The organism is Pseudomonas sp. RA_15y_Pfl1_P11 (assembly GCF_963970975.1).
GTDB classification, from domain to species: Bacteria; Pseudomonadota; Gammaproteobacteria; order Pseudomonadales; family Pseudomonadaceae; genus Aquipseudomonas; species Aquipseudomonas tritici.
Genome location: NZ_CAXAOY010000019.1, coordinates 41365 through 59554, shown reverse-complemented (window position 1 = coordinate 59554; position 18190 = coordinate 41365). Strand labels below are relative to the sequence as shown.

Annotated in this window: 19 protein-coding genes and 1 pseudogene; 14 read left to right on the top strand and 6 right to left on the bottom strand. The window is 60.0% G+C overall.

All coding sequences use genetic code 11. The features are described 5' to 3' along the window. Positions 1 to 38 precede the first annotated feature (38 nt). Positions 39 to 1223, bottom strand: a complete 1185-nt coding sequence (gene desA, locus AACY44_RS22000) for a delta-9 fatty acid desaturase DesA (protein ID WP_065872791.1) — start codon at positions 1221 to 1223, stop codon at positions 39 to 41. A gap of 167 nt (positions 1224 to 1390) precedes the next feature. On the opposite strand from desA, the gene dibA reads away from it, so the two are divergent. The 6 genes from dibA to AACY44_RS21970 all read left to right on the top strand — a co-directional run bounded on the left by dibA (position 1391) and on the right by AACY44_RS21970 (position 7671). After that, complete coding sequence (gene dibA, locus AACY44_RS21995; protein WP_339427366.1) at positions 1391 to 3304, top strand: phosphodiesterase DibA; 1914 nt, start codon at positions 1391 to 1393, stop codon at positions 3302 to 3304. Between the two features lie 255 nt (positions 3305 to 3559). After that, positions 3560 to 3742: a sulfur starvation response protein OscA gene (gene oscA / locus AACY44_RS21990; RefSeq protein ID WP_003170956.1), complete on the top strand. Its 183-nt coding sequence runs from the start codon at positions 3560 to 3562 to the stop codon at positions 3740 to 3742. 65 nt (positions 3743 to 3807) lie between these two features. Beyond that, entirely contained in the window at positions 3808 to 4818 is a 1011-nt protein-coding gene (locus AACY44_RS21985) for a sulfate ABC transporter substrate-binding protein (RefSeq protein ID WP_339531028.1), read from the top strand. 164 nt (positions 4819 to 4982) lie between these two features. Then, positions 4983 to 5801, top strand: a complete 819-nt coding sequence (cysT, locus tag AACY44_RS21980) for a sulfate ABC transporter permease subunit CysT (RefSeq protein WP_339419870.1) — start codon at positions 4983 to 4985, stop codon at positions 5799 to 5801. A gap of 13 nt (positions 5802 to 5814) precedes the next feature. Then, positions 5815 to 6687, top strand: coding sequence for a sulfate ABC transporter permease subunit CysW (gene cysW, locus AACY44_RS21975; RefSeq protein WP_339531026.1), 873 nt, complete (start codon positions 5815 to 5817; stop codon positions 6685 to 6687). 3 nt (positions 6688 to 6690) lie between these two features. Then, positions 6691 to 7671: a sulfate/molybdate ABC transporter ATP-binding protein gene (locus AACY44_RS21970; protein ID WP_339419875.1), complete on the top strand. Its 981-nt coding sequence runs from the start codon at positions 6691 to 6693 to the stop codon at positions 7669 to 7671. Between the two features lie 107 nt (positions 7672 to 7778). Here the strand turns inward: AACY44_RS21970 and AACY44_RS21965 are convergent, their stop codons facing one another. Continuing rightward, the gene (locus tag AACY44_RS21965) at positions 7779 to 8291 is read right to left on the bottom strand and encodes an Mpo1 family 2-hydroxy fatty acid dioxygenase (protein ID WP_339419877.1); all 513 of its coding nucleotides are present in this window, start codon (positions 8289 to 8291) and stop codon (positions 7779 to 7781) included. Positions 8292 to 8374: 83 nt separating this feature from the next. Between AACY44_RS21965 and AACY44_RS21960 the strand changes: the two genes are divergently transcribed. Then, positions 8375 to 9064, top strand: coding sequence for a Crp/Fnr family transcriptional regulator (locus AACY44_RS21960; protein WP_339419879.1), 690 nt, complete (start codon positions 8375 to 8377; stop codon positions 9062 to 9064). On the opposite strand, the gene uraH is transcribed toward AACY44_RS21960, so the two are convergent. Then, positions 9061 to 9471 (bottom strand): hydroxyisourate hydrolase, encoded by a 411-nt coding sequence (uraH, locus tag AACY44_RS21955; protein ID WP_339419881.1) that lies wholly within the window; start codon positions 9469 to 9471, stop codon positions 9061 to 9063. The two genes, AACY44_RS21960 and uraH, sit on opposite strands and share 4 nt — an antisense overlap. A gap of 10 nt (positions 9472 to 9481) precedes the next feature. Further along, positions 9482 to 9955, bottom strand: a complete 474-nt coding sequence (locus tag AACY44_RS21950) for a GlcG/HbpS family heme-binding protein (protein ID WP_339419882.1) — start codon at positions 9953 to 9955, stop codon at positions 9482 to 9484. Between the two features lie 98 nt (positions 9956 to 10053). Between AACY44_RS21950 and AACY44_RS21945 the strand changes: the two genes are divergently transcribed. Continuing rightward, positions 10054 to 10419 carry a response regulator gene (locus tag AACY44_RS21945; protein ID WP_339419883.1) on the top strand — a complete coding sequence of 122 codons (366 nt, stop codon included), beginning with the start codon at positions 10054 to 10056 and terminating at the stop codon, positions 10417 to 10419. Between the two features lie 64 nt (positions 10420 to 10483). On the opposite strand, the gene AACY44_RS21940 is transcribed toward AACY44_RS21945, so the two are convergent. Beyond that, positions 10484 to 11488: an AraC family transcriptional regulator gene (locus AACY44_RS21940; protein ID WP_339419884.1), complete on the bottom strand. Its 1005-nt coding sequence runs from the start codon at positions 11486 to 11488 to the stop codon at positions 10484 to 10486. Positions 11489 to 11588: 100 nt separating this feature from the next. Here AACY44_RS21940 and AACY44_RS21935 point away from each other — a divergent pair, with 100 nt between their 5' ends. Further along, positions 11589 to 12683, top strand: a complete 1095-nt coding sequence (locus AACY44_RS21935; RefSeq protein WP_339531023.1) for a fatty acid desaturase — start codon at positions 11589 to 11591, stop codon at positions 12681 to 12683. Positions 12684 to 12777: 94 nt separating this feature from the next. On the opposite strand, the gene AACY44_RS21930 is transcribed toward AACY44_RS21935, so the two are convergent. Continuing rightward, positions 12778 to 13959, bottom strand: coding sequence for a CynX/NimT family MFS transporter (locus AACY44_RS21930; RefSeq protein ID WP_339531021.1), 1182 nt, complete (start codon positions 13957 to 13959; stop codon positions 12778 to 12780). Between the two features lie 111 nt (positions 13960 to 14070). Here AACY44_RS21930 and AACY44_RS21925 point away from each other — a divergent pair, with 111 nt between their 5' ends. From AACY44_RS21925 to AACY44_RS21905, 5 genes and pseudogenes are all read left to right on the top strand, one after another. Continuing rightward, complete coding sequence (locus AACY44_RS21925) at positions 14071 to 14922, top strand: LysR family transcriptional regulator (protein ID WP_339419887.1); 852 nt, start codon at positions 14071 to 14073, stop codon at positions 14920 to 14922. Positions 14923 to 15147: 225 nt separating this feature from the next. Beyond that, a pseudogene (locus AACY44_RS21920) lies at positions 15148 to 15293 on the top strand (energy transducer TonB); the annotation flags it as partial. A gap of 226 nt (positions 15294 to 15519) precedes the next feature. Beyond that, positions 15520 to 16101 (top strand): alpha/beta hydrolase, encoded by a 582-nt coding sequence (locus AACY44_RS21915; RefSeq protein ID WP_339419889.1) that lies wholly within the window; start codon positions 15520 to 15522, stop codon positions 16099 to 16101. A gap of 49 nt (positions 16102 to 16150) precedes the next feature. Next, positions 16151 to 17077, top strand: a complete 927-nt coding sequence (locus tag AACY44_RS21910; RefSeq protein WP_339419891.1) for a sigma 54-interacting transcriptional regulator — start codon at positions 16151 to 16153, stop codon at positions 17075 to 17077. A 126-nt stretch (positions 17078 to 17203) separates the two neighbouring features. Continuing rightward, the gene (locus tag AACY44_RS21905) at positions 17204 to 17986 is read left to right on the top strand and encodes a MetQ/NlpA family ABC transporter substrate-binding protein (RefSeq protein WP_339419893.1); all 783 of its coding nucleotides are present in this window, start codon (positions 17204 to 17206) and stop codon (positions 17984 to 17986) included. Positions 17987 to 18190: the final 204 nt, after the last annotated feature.

Genomic DNA, 18190 nt, shown 5'->3' with positions numbered 1-18190 from the left:
AGCCGTAAGGTGGGAGGGGAAGCCCTCCCACCTTACGGTCAGACCGCCGCAGGACGCAGCGAATAGGTCTTCAATTGGTGGGCGAAATCCCGCAGGGACTGGATGCCGCTGGCCTCAGCTTCATGCACCCATTCCTTTATAGCTGCCAGCATATCGTGGCCATTTGAACTGGTCTTCAGCCAGATCTGCTGCAGTGCCAGGCGCTTTTCGTAGATCACTTTAAGTGCCTGGCTGTGTTCCAGCATGCTCTGGATACGCAGGTGGTGGCGGTCATCCAACAAGCTGGTTTCTCGCGACAGCAGACGCTTGGCGCGGTGGAATTGGTGGCGAACCGAGTGATCGACTTTTTCCAGCTCCTGCTTGACGAGCGGGGCGATCACCAACTTGCGGTACTGGGCCATGATCTGGAAACGGTTGTTGAGGATCGCCATGGCGGTGTCCATGTCCAGGTGGCCCTTGCCTTCGACGCGGTGGGCGATTGGCGCAACGCGTTGCACCTTCGCCAGGCGCAGGAAACTGAACACTTTGATCCAGGCCCAGCCCATGTCGAATTCCCACTTCTTCACCGACAACTTGGCGGAGTTGGGGTAGGTGTGGTGGTTGTTATGCAGCTCTTCACCACCGACGATGATGCCCCACGGCACCAGGTTGGTCGCCGCGTCACGGCATTCGAAATTGCGATAGCCCACGGCATGGCCCAGGCCGTTGATCACCCCGGCGGCCCAGAACGGAATCCACATCATCTGGATCGCCCAGATGGTGATACCGATCGTGCCAAACAACAGCAGGTCGATCACGCCCATGATCGCCACGCCCAACAATGGGTAAGGGGTGTAGACCTTGCGTTCGATCCAGTCGTCCGGGCAGTTCTTGCCGTAGATGCGCAGGGTCTCAGGGTTTTCGGCCTCGGCGCGGTACAGCTCGGCACCTTTGCGCATAACGGTGGACAAACCCTTGATGACCGGGCTGTGCGGGTCATCGACGGTTTCGCACTTGGCGTGGTGTTTGCGGTGGATGGCAGTCCACTCGCGGGTGTTCTGCGCCGTGGTGAGCCACAGCCAGAAGCGGAAGAAGTGTTTCAGGCCGGCATTGAGCTCCAGGGAGCGATGGGCTGAATAGCGGTGCAGATAGACCGTGACCCCAACGATGGTCACGTGGGTCATCAACAGGGTGACTGCAACCAGTTGCCAGGCTGACAAGTCAAGAAAACCGTTGTACCACATAGGCTGTATGGCCCTCAGATAAAGAAAAGAACAGCTTACGCATTATCACTAAGCCTACACAGAAAACCAGCCGCTCTTTCAGATAGGAGTGACTGGATGTTTCTTATTCTATAATCCCCAGCCTTTGTAGGACGATTCTGTTTTTTTGGGTAAGGATTGATGAACGTATGCTGTTTTCATGCCGAGGTGCCCTGCGTGCGGGGCTGTTTTACCTGCTGGTTTCCACTCTGTGGATAGGCCTCACTCGGCAGGTATTGATCGAGTTTCTCGATGACCCCAGCGAGCTGAACCACTGGTTGCAAGTAAGTGGCTATGTGTGGGTGGCCTTCAGCGCCTTGGCGATTTACCTGATCTACGCCCGGTTTGCCCGTGCCCACGAATTGCAACAACCCCTGAAGGAAAACCGCGAGCGCCTGCGCCAAGCCGCCGCCGTGTTCGATTGTACCCGTGAGGGCGTGCTGGTCACCGACGCCCAGGGGCTGATCGTCCACGTCAATCGCGCCTTTATGGCGATCACTGGTTATCAAGGCGAAGACGTCATGGGCCAGCGTCCCAGCCTGTTCAAGTCCGGTCGCCATTCGTCGAATTTCTACCAGCAGATGTTCCAGAGCCTGGAGAGCACCGGCGAATGGAGCGGAGAAATCTGGAACCGGCGCAAGAGCGGTGAAATTTATCCACAGTGGCAAACCATTCGTGTGATTCACGATGACCAAGGCCACGCCAGTCATTACGTCGCAGTGTTCTCCGATATCAGCGCCATCAAGGATTCCGAGCACGAACTGGCCCACCTCGCGCACCACGACCCCCTGACTGATCTGCCCAACCGCCTGCTGTTCACCGACCGCGCCGAGCAGGCGCTGGCCTCGGCGCAAGTCCACAAGCGCGGTTGCGGCCTGCTGTTGCTGGACCTGGATCACTTCAAAATCATCAACGACAGCCTGGGCCACAATGTTGGAGACCAGTTGCTCAAGCAGGTGGGCGAACGGCTGCAGGGGTTGTTCGGCCCCGGCATGACCCTGGCGCGCCTGGGTGGAGATGAGTTCGCGGTGCTCGCGGAAAGTTGTCCACAGGTGGTTCAGGCTGCCGCCTTGGCGCAACGCATCCTCGATGCGATGAAGCAGCCGTTCATCTTCGACGGCCATCAGCTGTTTATCAGCGCCAGCGTTGGCATCAGCCTCTTTCCCAGCGATGCCCTGAGCGCCGAACAGCTGTTGCGCAACGCCGACTCTGCGCTGTTCAAGGCCAAGAGCGCCGGCCGCGAAGGCTACGCGTTGTACACCGAAGAACTCACCGCCCTTGCGCAGAACCGCGTGGAAATTGCCAATGAGCTGCGTCGTGCCCTCGAGCAGCAAGAGTTGCGCGTTTATTACCAGCCGGTGCATGAGCTGCACGGTAGTCGCCTGATAGGCGTCGAGGCACTGGTGCGCTGGCAGCACCCGGAGCGTGGCCTGGTGCCGCCGGGGGAATTTATCCCGATTGCCGAGCGCACCGGGTTGATTGCCGATATCGACGCTTGGGTCATGGACCAGGCTTGCCGGCAGATGTGCCAATGGCTGGCCGATGGGGTGCCGTTGAGCTTTATCGCCGTCAACGTTTCCAGCCGGTTGTTTGCGCGGCGCGAACTGTACGAGCAGGTCGCCCAAGTGCTGCACGACACGGGCCTCGACCCCGGTTTCCTTGAGCTTGAAGTGACCGAAAGCGCAGTGATGGACGACCCCGAAGTCGCCCTGGAACAACTACACCGCCTGCGCGAACTGGGCTTGCGCCTGGCCATCGATGATTTTGGTACCGGTTACTCGTCGCTTCTGCGGCTCAAGCGCCTGCCTGTGCAGAAGCTCAAGATCGACCAAGGGTTTGTCGCTGGGTTGCCGTGGGATGAGGACGATGCAGCGATTGTGCGGGTGGTGATTGCGCTGGCGAAAAGCATGGGCATGCAGGTGCAGGCCGAAGGGATCGAGCAGGTGGAGCAGGCGCGGTTTTTGTTGGAGCAGGAATGCGATCTGGGGCAGGGGTATTGGTTTGGCAGGCCGATGCCGGCGCAGGAAATTGATTGGTCGAAAGCACCCACCATCCGTGCTTGAAGTACGGTCAAAAGGTGGGAGCGGCGGTGCGACGATTCGACTTGCTCGCTCCCATATTTGACTCTGCTTGCGACTTGATTTCGGCGTTGATCAATGAAATCAACGCGCAACCCCACGCCCCACCAGAAAATTATTTCTGGTTATATAAACATTCTCAAATAGTATTTTTAAGAATATCCGCGCTTATCTACTATCGCCCTCATGCCGCAAGCAGTGCCGCCACTGCGAGGCACTATTCATTTCAGGAGCGAGACCATGAGCGCATCTCTACGTAGCGTCGACGGCCAGGACGAAGCAGCCATTTTGCGTGAGATCCAGAGCGCCCTGCGCGATCTGCGGTTTGGCGCGGTGGAAATCACTGTGCACAACGCGCAAGTGGTACAGATCGAACGCAAAGAAAAATTCCGTCTGCAGAATCCGGGTAACAAACCGAGCTAAGCAAGAACGGCGATAGACCCGCAATTATAAGAAAAAGCCAACACCCCAGAATTTCAGGAGCTTCTATGTCGTCGATTCGCCGTCATGTCCTGGCCGCCCTGGCCAGTGCCGTGTTTGCAGGTTCCGCGGTTGCCAAGGACTACGAGTTGCTCAACGTCTCGTACGACCCTACCCGTGAGCTGTACCAGGACTACAACGCTGAGTTCACCCGTTTCTGGAAACAGTCCCACCCCGGCGACAACGTCAAGATCCAGCAATCCCACGGTGGTTCGGGCAAACAAGGGCGTGCCGTGATCGACGGCCTGCGCGCCGACGTAGTGACCCTGGCCCTGGCCGGTGACATCGACGAAATCGCAAAACTGGGCAAGAGCCTCCCGGAAAACTGGCAGACCCGCCTGCCGGACGCCAGCACCCCGTACACCTCGACCATCGTGTTCCTGGTGCGCAAGGGCAACCCTAAAGGCATCAAGGATTGGGGCGACCTGATCAAGAAAGAGGTGTCCGTGATCACCCCAAACCCGAAAACCTCCGGCGGCGCACGCTGGAACTTCCTCGCCGCCTGGGCCTACGGTCTGAAAACCGGCGGCAGCGAAGCCAAGGCCCAGGAGTACGTGAAAGAGCTGTTCAAACACGTGCCTGTGCTGGACACCGGCGCGCGTGGTTCGACCATCACCTTCGTCAACAACGGTCAGGGTGACGTGTTGCTGGCCTGGGAAAACGAGGCGTTCCTGGCCCTTAAAGAAACCGGCGGCGCTGACACGTTCGATATCGTCGTGCCTTCGCTGTCGATTCTCGCGGAGCCGCCAGTGGCCGTGGTTGACAAGAACACCGAGAAAAAGGGCAACACCGAAATCGCCACTGAATACCTCAAACACCTGTACAGCCCGGCTGGCCAGGAGATTGCAGCCAAGAACTTCTACCGCCCACGCGATGCAAAAGTGGCCGCCAAATACGCCCAGCAGTTCCCGAAACTGGACCTGGTGACGATCGACAAAGACTTCGGTGGCTGGAAAACTGCCCAACCGAAATTCTTTAACGACGGTGGCGTGTTCGACCAGATCTACACGGCGCAGTAAACAAGTCATGTAGAAGCGATCTTGTGTGGGCGCTGGCTTGTAGGACCGCTGCGATAGCGTCACTGCGGCGTCACTGACACACCGAGGTGCCTGCATCGCGGGCAAGCCCGGCTCCCACATAAGCTCGCTTTCTGCTCGATACTACTCGTTAACCAAGGACTCTTATGTCGCGTCGTATCTCCCCCGTCATACCCGGCTTCGGGCTGACGCTGGGCTACACCGTGGTGTACCTCAGCCTGATCGTACTCATTCCCCTCGGGGCGATGTTTGTACACGCTGCACAACTCACCTGGGATCAGTTCTGGGCCATCATCTCCGCACCGCGCGTGCTGGCGGCGTTGCAGCTGAGCTTCAGCACCGCGCTCTACGCTGCGCTGATCAATGGCGTGATCGGCACGCTGCTGGCCTGGGTGCTGGTGCGCTACACCTTCCCGGGCCGCAAGATCATCGATGCGATGATCGACCTGCCGTTCGCCTTGCCCACCGCTGTAGCCGGTATCGCGCTGACCGCGTTGTACACGCCGAACGGCTTCGTCGGCCAGTTCGCCGCCGACCTGGGCTTCAAGATCGCCTATACCCCGTTGGGCATCACCCTGGCGCTGACCTTTGTCACCTTGCCGTTCGTAGTACGCACGGTGCAGCCGGTGCTCGCCGATATCCCCCGGGAAATCGAAGAGGCCGCCGCCTGCCTGGGCGCCAAACCGTTGCAGGTGTTCCGCTACATCCTCGTGCCGGCATTGCTGCCGGCCTGGCTGACCGGTTTTGCCCTGGCGTTCGCGCGTGGCGTGGGTGAGTACGGTTCGGTGATTTTCATCGCTGGCAACATGCCGATGAAAACCGAGATCCTGCCGCTGCTGATCATGGTCAAGCTCGACCAATATGACTACCGCGGCGCCACGTCCATCGGCGTGCTGATGCTGGTGGTTTCCTTTGTATTGCTGCTGCTGATCAACTTGTTGCAGCGGCGCATCGAACGTCCATAAGGAGGCGCCGAACATGTCCCAATCGTCTATTTCCGCGGCGTCCTCGGCCAATGCAGCCCGCCGTGGCAGCGCAACGTCGCGACGTATCTTGATCGGCCTTGGCTGGCTGGTATTCGTGTTGTTCCTGTTGTTGCCGCTGTTGATCGTGGTGACCCAGGGTTTGAAGAACGGCCTCGGTGCGTTTTTCACCGCGATCCTTGAGCCAGACGCGCTGTCGGCACTGAAGCTCACGGTGATCGCCGTGGCGATCTCGGTGCCGCTCAACCTGGTGTTCGGCGTCAGCGCGGCGTGGTGCGTGAGCAAATACTCGTTCCGTGGCAAGAGCATCCTGGTCACGCTGATCGACTTACCGTTCTCGGTGTCGCCAGTGATCGCGGGTCTGGTCTACGTGCTGATGTTCGGCGCGCAGGGTTTCTTTGGCCCGTGGCTGCAAGAGCATGACATCCAGATCGTGTTCGCCTTGCCCGGCATCGTGCTGGCAACCATCTTTGTCACCGTACCCTTCGTGGCCCGTGAACTGATCCCGCTGATGCAGGAGCAGGGCACCCAGGAAGAAGAGGCCGCGCGCCTGCTGGGCGCCAATGGCTGGCAGATGTTCTGGCATGTGACCGTGCCAAACATCAAATGGGGCCTGATCTACGGCGTGGTGCTGTGTACTGCGCGGGCCATGGGTGAGTTCGGCGCGGTGTCGGTGGTGTCCGGCCACATTCGCGGCGTTACCAGCACCCTGCCATTGCATGTCGAGATCCTCTACAACGAATACAACCATGTCGCCGCGTTTGCCGTCGCGAGCCTGTTGCTGATCCTGGCGCTCTTCATCCTGCTGCTCAAGCAGTGGAGCGAGAACCGTATCAACCGCCTGCGCAACAGCGCCGGTGAGGAATAAGTCATGTCGATCGAAGTCCGTAATGTCAGCAAGAACTTCAACGCCTTCAAGGCCCTGAGCCGCATCAATCTGGACATCCAGAGTGGCGAGCTGGTGGCGTTGCTCGGCCCGTCCGGCTGCGGCAAGACCACCTTGCTGCGCATCATCGCAGGGCTCGAAACACCGGATGACGGCAGCATTGTGTTCCACGGTGAAGACGTGTCCGGCCACGACGTACGCGATCGCAACGTCGGCTTTGTGTTCCAGCACTACGCGCTGTTCCGCCACATGACCGTGTTCGACAACGTGGCTTTCGGCCTGCGCATGAAGCCAAAGAACCAGCGCCCGAATGAAAGCCAGATCGCGGTCAAGGTGCATGAACTGCTGAACATGGTGCAGCTGGACTGGCTATCGGATCGCTACCCGGAACAGCTCTCCGGCGGCCAACGCCAGCGTATCGCCCTGGCCCGCGCCCTGGCGGTCGAACCCAAAGTGCTGTTGCTCGACGAACCCTTCGGCGCCCTCGACGCCAAAGTGCGTAAAGAGCTGCGCCGCTGGCTGGCGCGCCTGCACGAAGACATCAACTTGACGTCCGTGTTTGTGACCCACGACCAGGAGGAGGCCATGGAAGTCGCCGACCGCATCGTAGTGATGAACAAGGGTGTGATCGAGCAGATCGGTTCACCGGGGGAAGTCTACGAAAACCCGGCCAGCGATTTCGTCTATCACTTCCTCGGGGATTCCAACCGTCTGCACCTGGGTGAAGACAAGCACGTGCTGTTCCGCCCTCACGAAGTGTCGCTGTCGCGGCATGAGCTGGAAGATCACCATGCGGCTCAAGTGCGCGACATTCGTCCATTGGGCGCCACCACGCGGGTAACCCTGAAGGTCGAAGGCCAGAGCGAACTGATTGAGGCAGAAGTGGTGAAAGACCACGACAGCCTGACCGGGCTGGCGCGGGGTGAGACGCTTTTCTTCAAACCCAAGGTCTGGCAAAAAGCCTGACAACACCGCAATACCAATGTGTGAGCGGGCTTGCTCGCGAATGCAGTCTGTCAGTTGATGATGTATTGACTGACACTGCGCCTTCGCGAGCAAGCCCGCTCACACATTTAGACCGTGCGCAGCAGGACCGGCCCCGAGCGCTGCTCTATCTGTTGCTTGAGGTCATCTCGCAACCCCAGCAAAAACGCCAACTCCGCCACCACAAACAACGGCCCCACGATCAGCCCCGACACATCATCCACAAACGCCGGCTTCTTGCCTTCGTAGTAATGCCCGACGAACTGAATCACCCAGCCCACCACAAACATCCCGATGCCGCCGCTGAGCCACACCATCGTGCTCTGTGCCGCCAGCACATGCCCGGCCCACACCGACAGGCCCATCAGCAGCGTCATCAACACACCCAGCGCCAGTTCCAGGCGCAGGTAAAACCACGCTGACAGCAGTGCGACGATCACTGCCGGCGAAATCCACACCCCACCGATCGCCCATTCCGGGCGTGACAGCAGCACGGCCACCGCGACGACAATCAGTGGAATGCCGATAAAGTGGCTGGCGATATTGCGCGGGTCGCGGTGGTAGGCAGCGTATTGACTGAGGTGGTCGACGAGGCTTTTCATTGTTATTCCTCCTGTAGGATGTTTGATCATCTCCCGTCAGCCGGCGACTGACTGTCAACTGGGCGACAATCTCTGGAGTTCTCATGATTGCGGCAACCTGGCATGCCCGATTGGCCACCGGTCAGTGGTTCAGCCACCTGCCTGTGCAGCTACAGGATAGTGTGCTGGCGGCGGCTCGGCTGCGTCAGCTGACGGCGGGGCAATACCTGTTCAGGCGCGGTGATCCGCCCTGTGGGGTGTATGCGGTATTGGAGGGGGCCGTGCGTGTCAGTGCGGTCAATGCACAGGGCAAGGAAGCGGTGTTGAGCCTGATTGAAACACCTTTCTGGTTTGGCGAGATCTGCCTGTTCGACGGTTTGCCGCGTACCCACGACGCCTTGTCGGTTGGGCCGTGCACGCTGTTGCAGGTGCCGCAATCGGCGATGCTCGAGATGCTTGACCAAAACCCGACGTACTGGCGCGACATGGCGTTGTTGATGAGCCAGAAGTTGCGCCTGTCGCTGATCAATATCGAACAGATGAGCCTGATGCCGGCGTCGACGCGGATCGCTCACCGGCTGCTGATGATTGCCGGCGGGTACGGCGAGATAGAGCACTCCCGTCGCGTCTTGCAGCTGCCTCAGGAAGATTTGGCCGCGATGTTGAGCCTGTCGCGCCAGACCACCAACAGTTTGCTCAAGGCCTTAGAGCAGCAAGGGATCATCAAGCTGAGTTACGGCGCGATTGAAGTCCTCGACCTGCCGCGCTTGCGGCAGGCCGCTGGGGCCGACTAGGAACCGCGATACGTCGAAAAGCCGTAAGGGCTCAGCAGCAGCGGGATGTGGTAGTGCTGGTCGGCCTGCTTGACCTCGAATATCACCGGGACTTGCGGGAAAAACGTCTCGCGATTGGCTTTCTTGTAGTAGTCGCCGGTCTTGAATACCACGCGATACTCGCCCGGTTTCATGGCTTGGTTGGCCGGGAACAGTTCGGCGATGCGCCCCTGCTGGTTGGTGACACCTTCGGACAGCGATTGCCAGTGATCGCCTACGTGCTGCTCCAGGGTGACGCTGACACCGGCAGACGGCAGGCCGTTTTCCAGGTTCAGGACATGCACGCTCAGGGGGTTGCCGGCCGCCAGGGCCAGGCTGCTCAGGCCGCTCAGGCTGAGGGCGGCGAGGGTCTTAGTCAGGGTTTTCATCGAGGTTTCCTCAAGGGGTGATTGTCAGGCCAAGTTGAGTGGCTGCCTTTACCGCGCACGCTTCGTCCTGCTCGGCACCGCCGGCACCGGCAATGCCCAACGCGCCCACCAGTTCAGCGTCGGCAAACAGCGGGATGCCGCCCCCGAGCAACAGCAATTCGGGCAAGCTGTTAAGGTTGGCGGCCTCGGGGTTGTTGCGCGCACGCTCGGCAAACAGGCGGGTGGGGGTTTTCGTCGACAGCGCCGTGTACGCTTTGCGTTGGCTGGCGATGCTGTTGTGCGGACCTACGCCGTCGGCCCGCAGGCTGAGCAATGGATTGCCGCCCCGGTCGAGTACGGTAAGTGCCGCCGTGCACTGCGCCAGGCCGGCGTCTGCCAGTTGGCGTGCGGTGTGCAAATCCAGGTCGGCGTGGCGCGGCAGCGGTGGTGCTGCCAGGGCGGTGGCGCTGATGGCGAAGCTCAAGAACAAGGCATTGCGATACATGGGAACGGCTCCAGAAAGCAGGCCGCTACCTTAGCCAGTGATCTCGGTCAAAAGCCGAACAATTCGATTACAGGTTTGTAATGAACCAAGAGGTAGGCATGCAGGTATTGTTAGTGGAAGACCAGCCGAAATTAGCCCAACTCATGGCCCAGGGCTTGAGTGAGGCCGGCTTCGCAGTGGAAGTCGCCGCCAATGGCATGGCGGCTCAGCGGTTCGTGGAAAGCGCTGAATATGACTTGGTGATCCTGGATGTGATGTTGCCGGGTTTGAATGCCTGGAAGTTGCAGCAGGCGATTCGCAAGAAGGGCGAGACGCCGGTGTTGTTCTTGACGACCCCGGAAGGGATTGAGGACCGCCTGCGCGGGTTGGAGCTGCATGAGGATGATTACTTGCTCAAGCCGTTTGAGGCCAAGGCTTTGGTGGCGCGGGTGAAGAAGCTGTTGCGGCGTGATCGCGGGCGTTGATTGATCCGGCATGTCTAGCGCCTGAGCCATCGCGAAGAGGCCTTCAAAAACATAACACACTCACCTACTGCAAGCCGTCCCTGAACTGCCCCGGCGTCATCCCCGTCCAGCGCTTGAACGCCCGGTTGAAGCTGCTGGTATCGGCAAACCCCAGCAAATGGCTGATCTCTGCCAATGAGCACTGCGGATCCCGTAGATGCAGCAACGCCAAATTCTCCCGGCATTCATTGAGCAACGCATCAAACCGACACCCTTCATCCGCCAGGTGCCGCTGCAAACTGCGCAAGCTCAGGTGCAGGGCCTGGGCAATGCGCTCAGCACTTGGCTCGCCGTCCGGCAATTGCGCTTCAATAGCCGCACGCACCTTACGTTCCCAGGTCAGCGGTTGCAGCTGGGCGAGAGTGCGCTTGAGCACGGTTTCGTTGTGCTCGGCCAGTTCAGGGTTGGCGTCGTCCAAGTGGCTGTCGAAGTCGTGGGCGGCAAACTCCAGGCAGTCTTCTTCGGCGCCGAAGAACACGGGCGCACGAAACACGGTGTGCCACGGATTGGGATCGGCAGGCTCTGGCCGTCGCAGGTGCACCGCCAGCGGTGCATACGCACGGCCCAGGCGATTGCGGCAGGTGCGCACATAAATCGCCGCAAACGCATCAATGGCCTCGAATGCCGGCGCCGGGCTGCCCGGGGGTTGCAGCAGGCGAAAGCGGTAGCGCTCGCCGTCTCTGCTAAGCGCCAGCGTCAGCGCATCACTGACCACCTGGTGATAACGCACGATGCGCTCGAACACCTCCCGCAGGCTGCCGCTGGCCACCAGCGCATACCCCAGCGCATGGAAGGTAGTGGGGCTGACAAACCGCGACACCCGCAAGCCAATCGCCGGATCACCGCTGGCTTGCACCGCCAACTCCCATAACCGCGTCGTGGCTGACAGCGGATAACGCGCATTGGGATCGTCCATCTGCTGCGGGTCGAGCCCGGCCTTCAGGCAAAGCGTGGCGCTGTCCAGGCCCAAGGCATCGAGCTGCTTGCGCAGGGCGCGGGTCCAACTGGCGAGGGAGGTGGGCTCGGTCATGACGATTGGCGCTTGCGGTCAACAGGTTGGCGTCCAGGGCTAGCGTCCTGCCAGATCGCGTGGGGCAGGATGAACGCATCGATAACCAGAGGATGTGATCATGGACGGTACTTCTGCAAGCCCCCAGCAGATGAATGCACAACAGCGCGCGGCGCATATCCGTGACGTGGTGCTGGCCGCAGGCGTGCGCTTGCGCCGGCAGCACCCCTGGTTGCTGCATCAAGACGCATTGGGCGCGGGCATTCTGGCGTTTGCGCTGGTCGGCATGCTTGGCTCGGCAGCGCTCTACGTCGCCGGGTATATAGCCTGGTGGGTGTGCCTGCTGCTCAACGCCTTCCTCGCTTCATTGACCCATGAGCTGGAACACGACCTGATCCACAGCATGTATTTTCGCAAGCAGCGCCTGCCCCACAACCTGATGATGGGCCTGGTGTGGCTGGCGCGTCCGAGCACGATCAACCCGTGGATACGCCGCCACTTGCACCTCAACCATCACAAGGTCTCCGGTACTGAGACCGATATGGAAGAGCGCGCCATCACCAACGGCGAGCCTTGGGGTTTTGCGCGGTTGCTGATGGTCGGTGATAACGTCATGTCGGCGTTTATCCGCATGCTGCGGGCCAAGACCTGGAAGCACAAACTGTCGATCCTAAAGCGCTCGCTGCTGGTGTACGCACCGCTGGCGCTGCTGCATTGGGGCGCGTGGTACGTGTTCCTGGGTTTCCATGCCGCCAACGGCCTCGCCAGCCTGGTGGGCGCACCCATCGAATGGTCTGCCGGCACCTTGCAGGTGATGCAGGTGATCGACATCGCCGCCGTGGTGATCATTGGCCCCAACGTACTGCGTACCTTTTGCCTGCACTTTGTCAGCTCCAACATGCACTACTACGGTGATGTGGAACTGGGCAATGTGATCCAGCAAACCCAGGTGTTGAACCCTTGGTGGATGTGGCCGTTGCAGGCGTTCTGCTTCAACTTCGGCAGCACCCACGGCATCCACCATTTTGTGGTGAAAGAGCCGTTTTACATCCGCCAGATGACCGCGAAGGTGGCGCACGAGGTCATGGCTCAAATGGGTGTGCGCTTCAATGATTTCGGGACGTTTGCGCGGGCCAATCGGCTTGGTTTTCCACCGCCTGCAGGGTTTCGATCAGCACCTTCGCCACAGGCGACAAGCGAACCCCAGCGCGGCTGATCACCCCGCTACGGTTGTTCAGGCTGTCCAGGGCATGGGGCTGATTATTCCGTCAATGAAGCATGTTTTTTTTATATAGACCTTAAAGGCATAGCTATAGAGCGGGTGCCGTTCGGTAGGTGGCGGGGCTGAACACGCGGGTCACCACCAGCATTGCCACGGCCGTTACGGTCAGCACCGCCCAGGCGCTGACAAAGCTGCCGGTGAGTTCGCGCAGCCAGCCGGTCAGCCATGGCGAAATCGCATTGATCAAAAAGCCCACGCCCTGCACGAAGGCAGCCAGTTGACCGGCCTGTCGCGGGTCGCGGTGGTGGTCGAGGGTCAGCAACAGGCTCAGGGCAAAACACGCGCCCAGGCCGAAACCGCACAAGGCAACCCACAGGTGGGGACATTGCAGCGGCGCGAGCAACAGGCCGAGGTAGCCGATGGTCTGGGCCAGCAGGCTGACCCACAGCAGTGGCCGACGGTCTATCCCGCGTTGCGCCAGCACCGGCATCAACAGCGCGGCGATCACCTGGAAGATGGTCATGAATGCCAGCAGCGAACCACTGGGCAACACGCCCCAGCCCAGTTGCTGATAATAGGCGGGCAGCCAAGCCACCATGCTCATGTAACCGCAGTTCACCAAGCCGAAATACAGCGCCAGCAGCCACGCGCGACGGTTGCGCAGGCCCTGGAATGCAGGCGTTGCCTGTGGGTTTTTGGCTGTGCCGAGCGGCAACCAGGCCCACAGCAGCAGCGCCGCCAATGCGGGCAACAGCCACACGCCAAGCCCGGCCTGCCAGTGCTGGAAGTAGCTGGCCACCACCGGGCTAAGCAGCGCTGCCAGGCCGCCACCGGCCATCAGCGACGCCGAATACACGCCCATCGCCACCGGCACACGGTGATGAAATTCACGCTTGATCATCGCCGGCACCAACGCCTGGATCAGCGCCACACCGGCACCGCCGAGCAAGGCCGTGACCAGCAGCGCCGAACCCTGGCCCATCAGCCAACGGGCCAGGCACGCCAGCAGGATCATCATCAGGCCCAGGGCAATGCCGCGCCGCTCACCCAACTGCGCTTCAACGCGCACGCCCACCAGCGCCACCAGGCCCATGCACACCACCGGTAGGCTGGTGAGCAAGGCGCTGCTCTGGAAACTCAAGCCGGTGGCCAGGCGTATTTCGCCGAGCAAAGGGCTGATGGAACTGAGGATGGGTCGCAGATTGAGACCCAGGACGACCAATAGGCCCCAGCCGGCGAATTTGCCGGCAGGTGAAGGGTTGAGCGTCATGCAGCAGGCGTCCGAAGGGTCAAAAATGAAGCGTGAGTATGGGCAGCACCACGGGTATTCTGAAATTAAATATAACCATGCCAACCAGTGGCAAATGGAATGGTGAGCGCCATGTTTGATCCCGTGTTATTGCGCAGCTTTGTCGCCGTGGTGGATTGCGGCAATTTCACCCGCGCCGCCGAGCGCCTGCACCTGACCCAATCCACCGTGAGCCAGCAGATCCGCCGCCTGGAAGAGGGGGTGGCGTGCCAGTTGCTGGATCGTGACCAACGCCGTGTGGTGGCGACGGCGGAGGGGGAACGCCTGCTCGCTTATGCGCGGCGCATCCTCGCGCTGAATGAGGAAGCCGCTGACGTATTGATCAGCCAGCAAAGCGACGGCGTGCTCCGCCTCGGTGTACCTGAAGACTTTGCCGCCGAACGCCTTATGCCTCTGCTCTCGGCCTTTGTGCAGGCCTATCCTCGAGTGCGTCTGGAGGTCACCAGTGGCCTCGGCCCCGAATTGCAGCGTCAGTACCGCGGCGGTGAGTTCGATGTGTTGTTGGTCAAGCAGATGGGCGACAGCGACGACTGCCTGGCCTCATGGCCAGAGCCTTTGTGCTGGGTGGACAGTCGTCACACTCCGTCACTGGGTCGCGATCCCCTGCCGTTGGTGGCATTCCCGGTGGGCGGCCTGTACCGCAATGAAATGCTGCAACACCTGGAAGTGGGCGGCTGGCGCTGGCGTATTGGCTATTCCAGCGCGAGCCTGGCCAGCGTGTGTTCTGCGGTCGTGGCGGGGTTGGGGATCAGTTTGTTGCCCCGTCGAGTGGTGGAGGCCGGGCATGTCGTACTGGGCGCAGACAGCGGTTTGCCCAGGGTGCAGGGCGTTCGGCTTGCGCTGTATGGGCGCGCTGGCCTGGGTGCGGCAGGGCAGAGCTTGCAGCGCCAATTGCTTGATTTGTGCATGAACAACCCTGCCTGACCGATGCCTTTGCTGAATATTTTTATGCCTCAAATGCATTGAAAAGCAGCGACTCGACGCCAGCCCGCGCAGGACGTGGATATCCAGTTTCTGGGTGCTTCGCTTATTCATTTTTTGATCTATTTATAACGTTAAGAGATAAGCGTCTGGCCCCGATGATTCAGCCATCGACGGCCTTCCATGCAGGCCCGTCGGTTTTTGTTCAAGACCGTAGGGAGTGAATCAATGGGCAATGTCCAGACCGCCGCCAGTGCACACGAGGCGCAAGGGCGCCAGGCACCGGCTGGCGATTTGGTCGCCCTTGGCCGGCCGCACCGCGCGCCGTTGGGCACCTGCGAACGCAGAAAACGCCAAAGCGTTTCTCCAGCCGTCACTTGAATCCATTGAAAGCGTGGTGATCTGGCCGCTGGTGGTCTTTTCGGTCGCCACCTGGGGCCGGCCACGACACTGACCCACCGCCTTCGCGAGCAAGCTCCCACATTTTGATTTGTGGGTTTGAGATTTTGGTTATTAATAAATAGCTTCTTATTCCTTAACGGATATAACCACCGTCCCTATACTGTTCAGCAACGTTAAACGCCGCAGGAGGGCACACCCATGCACAGCGAGTCGACTCGTTATCTGATCGTGCCGGGCTGGCAAGGATCGCCAGTAGATCATTGGCAAAGTCACTGGCAGACCCACCTGCCCAACAGTGCACGGGTGGAACAGGCCGATTGGCTCACCCCGCGTCGCGAAGACTGGGTAGCCGCGCTGGCCGAAGCCATCGCCGCCGACAGCACGCCGGTGATCCTGATCGCGCATAGCCTGGGCTGCATCACCGTAGCGCATTGGGCGGCCACGGCCCCTGTGCAGTTTCTACGGCACGTGCGCGGCGCCTTGCTGGTGGCCCCGGCCGATGTCGAACGTCCTGCCTGCTCGCCTGCCTTGCGCAACTTTGCGCCGATCCCCACCCACCTGCTGCCGTTTCCCAGCCAGGTGGTCAGTTCCGATAACGACAGTGCCGTCAGTGCTCCACGAGCCTTGGCGCTCGCGCGTAACTGGGGGGCCGAAGCCGGGATCTTGTCCGGTGCCGGGCATATCAATGTGAAATCCGGCCACCAACGCTGGGAGCAGGGTTTCGCTTACCTCTATCGCCTGCAGAGCCGCCTAGAGCAACACGCCCGGCGTACCGCCTGAACATATTTCAACGTCCCGTCCCTGAGTGGATTGGTGGCGGGAGCCTGCCATGAGTCTGCATGAAACCTACGGCCAGCCTTTGCTGACCTTTCCCGATGCCGAGAAAAGCCCGCTGAGTATCCGCGCCAAGGCGTTGGTGTTTGTTGATCCCCGTTCGCGGCAACTGCGCGAAGCGCTGGAAAGCCTCGCACCCCGCGCCTTGCCCGTGTTGATCCGCGGCGAGACCGGTAGCGGTAAAGAGCTGCTGGCGCGGCATATCCACCGTGGCAGCGACCGCACCGGCTTGTTTGTCTGCGTCAACTGCGGCGCCATCAGCCCGACTTACGCCGATGCCGAATTGTTCGGCTATGCCGCTGGAGCCCACAGTGGCGCGGCCAGCAGCCGTGCCGGTTGGTTTGGATCGGCGAATGGCGGCACGTTGTATTTGGATGAGATCGGCGACTTGCCGCTGCCGATCCAGGTGAAACTGCTGGCCGCCCTGGAAAACCACGAAGTCACCCGCGTCGGTGCCCATCAGCCTAGCCCGGTGGATGTGCGCCTGGTCGCCGCCACCAGCATCGACCTGGCCCAGGCCGTGGCTGCCGGCAAGTTCCATGAGCGCTTGTTCCATTACTTGAGCGAAGGCCGGTTGGACTTGCCGGCGTTGCGCGAGCGCGTCGGCGATATCCTGTCCCTGGCCGAGTACTTCCTCGGGATCTACAGTCAGCGCCTGGACCTGCCGGCGCCGCTGATCAGTGATGCCGCCCAGCGTGTGCTGGAACACCACAGCTGGCCTGGAAACACCCGTGAGCTGGAAAACGTTATTCACTTTGCGTTGCTGGTCAGCAGCGGCGACGAGATTTTGCCCGAGCATTTGAACCTGCCAGTGGCGGGCTCGCCGCTGGAGCAAGTACAGCGAATTTTCAACAGTGCCAGCCTTGCCGAGCAGGAAACGCTGCGCAAATTCCTGTATGAACAAAATGGAATATCAACGTGAATAAAAGATATTGTTCGGGAATAAAAAATCTAGGTATTGTCCATCCCATGCCTCGATAGCACGTCGCCGGCACCCCATATAAGAACGGTCGTCAGAGACGCCCCGGAATTTCGATAAGGACACTGCATGAAAAAGGTTCTGTTGTTTACCGCACTGGCGGCTGCCCTGACTGCAAGCTTGGCCCAGGCCAACGAGAAGCTGGTGGTTGCTGCCACTCCGATCCCGCACGCTGAGATCCTCGAGCTGATCAAGCCGACCCTGGCCAAAGAAGGCGTGGACCTGGAAATCAAAGTCTTCACCGACTACGTGCAACCCAACACGCAGGTTGCCGAGAAACGCTTGGATGCCAACTACTTCCAGACCCTGCCGTACCTGGAAAACTTCAACAAGGGCAAGGGCACCAACCTCGTCACCGTCGTCGGTGTACACGTTGAACCGATCGGCGGTTACTCGAAAAAGATCAAGAACATTTCTGAACTCAAAGATGGCGCGACCGTTGCCATCCCGAACGAAGGCTCCAACAGCGGCCGTGCCCTGTTGCTGCTGCAAAAGAACGGTCTGATCACGCTGAAAGACCCGACCAATGCCCTGTCCACGCCGAAAGACATCAAGGACAACCCCAAGCACCTGAAATTCAAGGAGCTGGAATCGGCCCTGCTGCCACGCGTGCTGGATCAGGTTGACCTCGACGTCATCAACACCAACTACGCCCTGGAAGCTGGCCTCAACCCAGCGAAAGACGCGCTGATCATCGAAGACGCCAAGTCGCCCTACGTGAACTTCCTGGTGGCGCGCCCGGACAACAAGGACAGCGACGCTATCCAGAAACTGTCCAAGGCCCTGACCAGCCCGGAAGTCAAAGCCTTCATTGAGAAGAAGTACAACGGCGCGGTCGTGCCCGCGTTCTGATGTAAGCCAAAACCCCCTTCAAGGTTTCAACGCCGACGGCTTGTACAGCGTCGGCGTTTTTTTATGCGGTCTTTTTGAGAAAACAGGGTTAGAAAATATAGGCGTATCAACTACTTTATTGGCTTAACCGAATTGTTTGGTTCATTTATTAATTTGAATAATTAATTCTGCGTGTGTTTATAAATTATCTTACAGTTTTAGTTT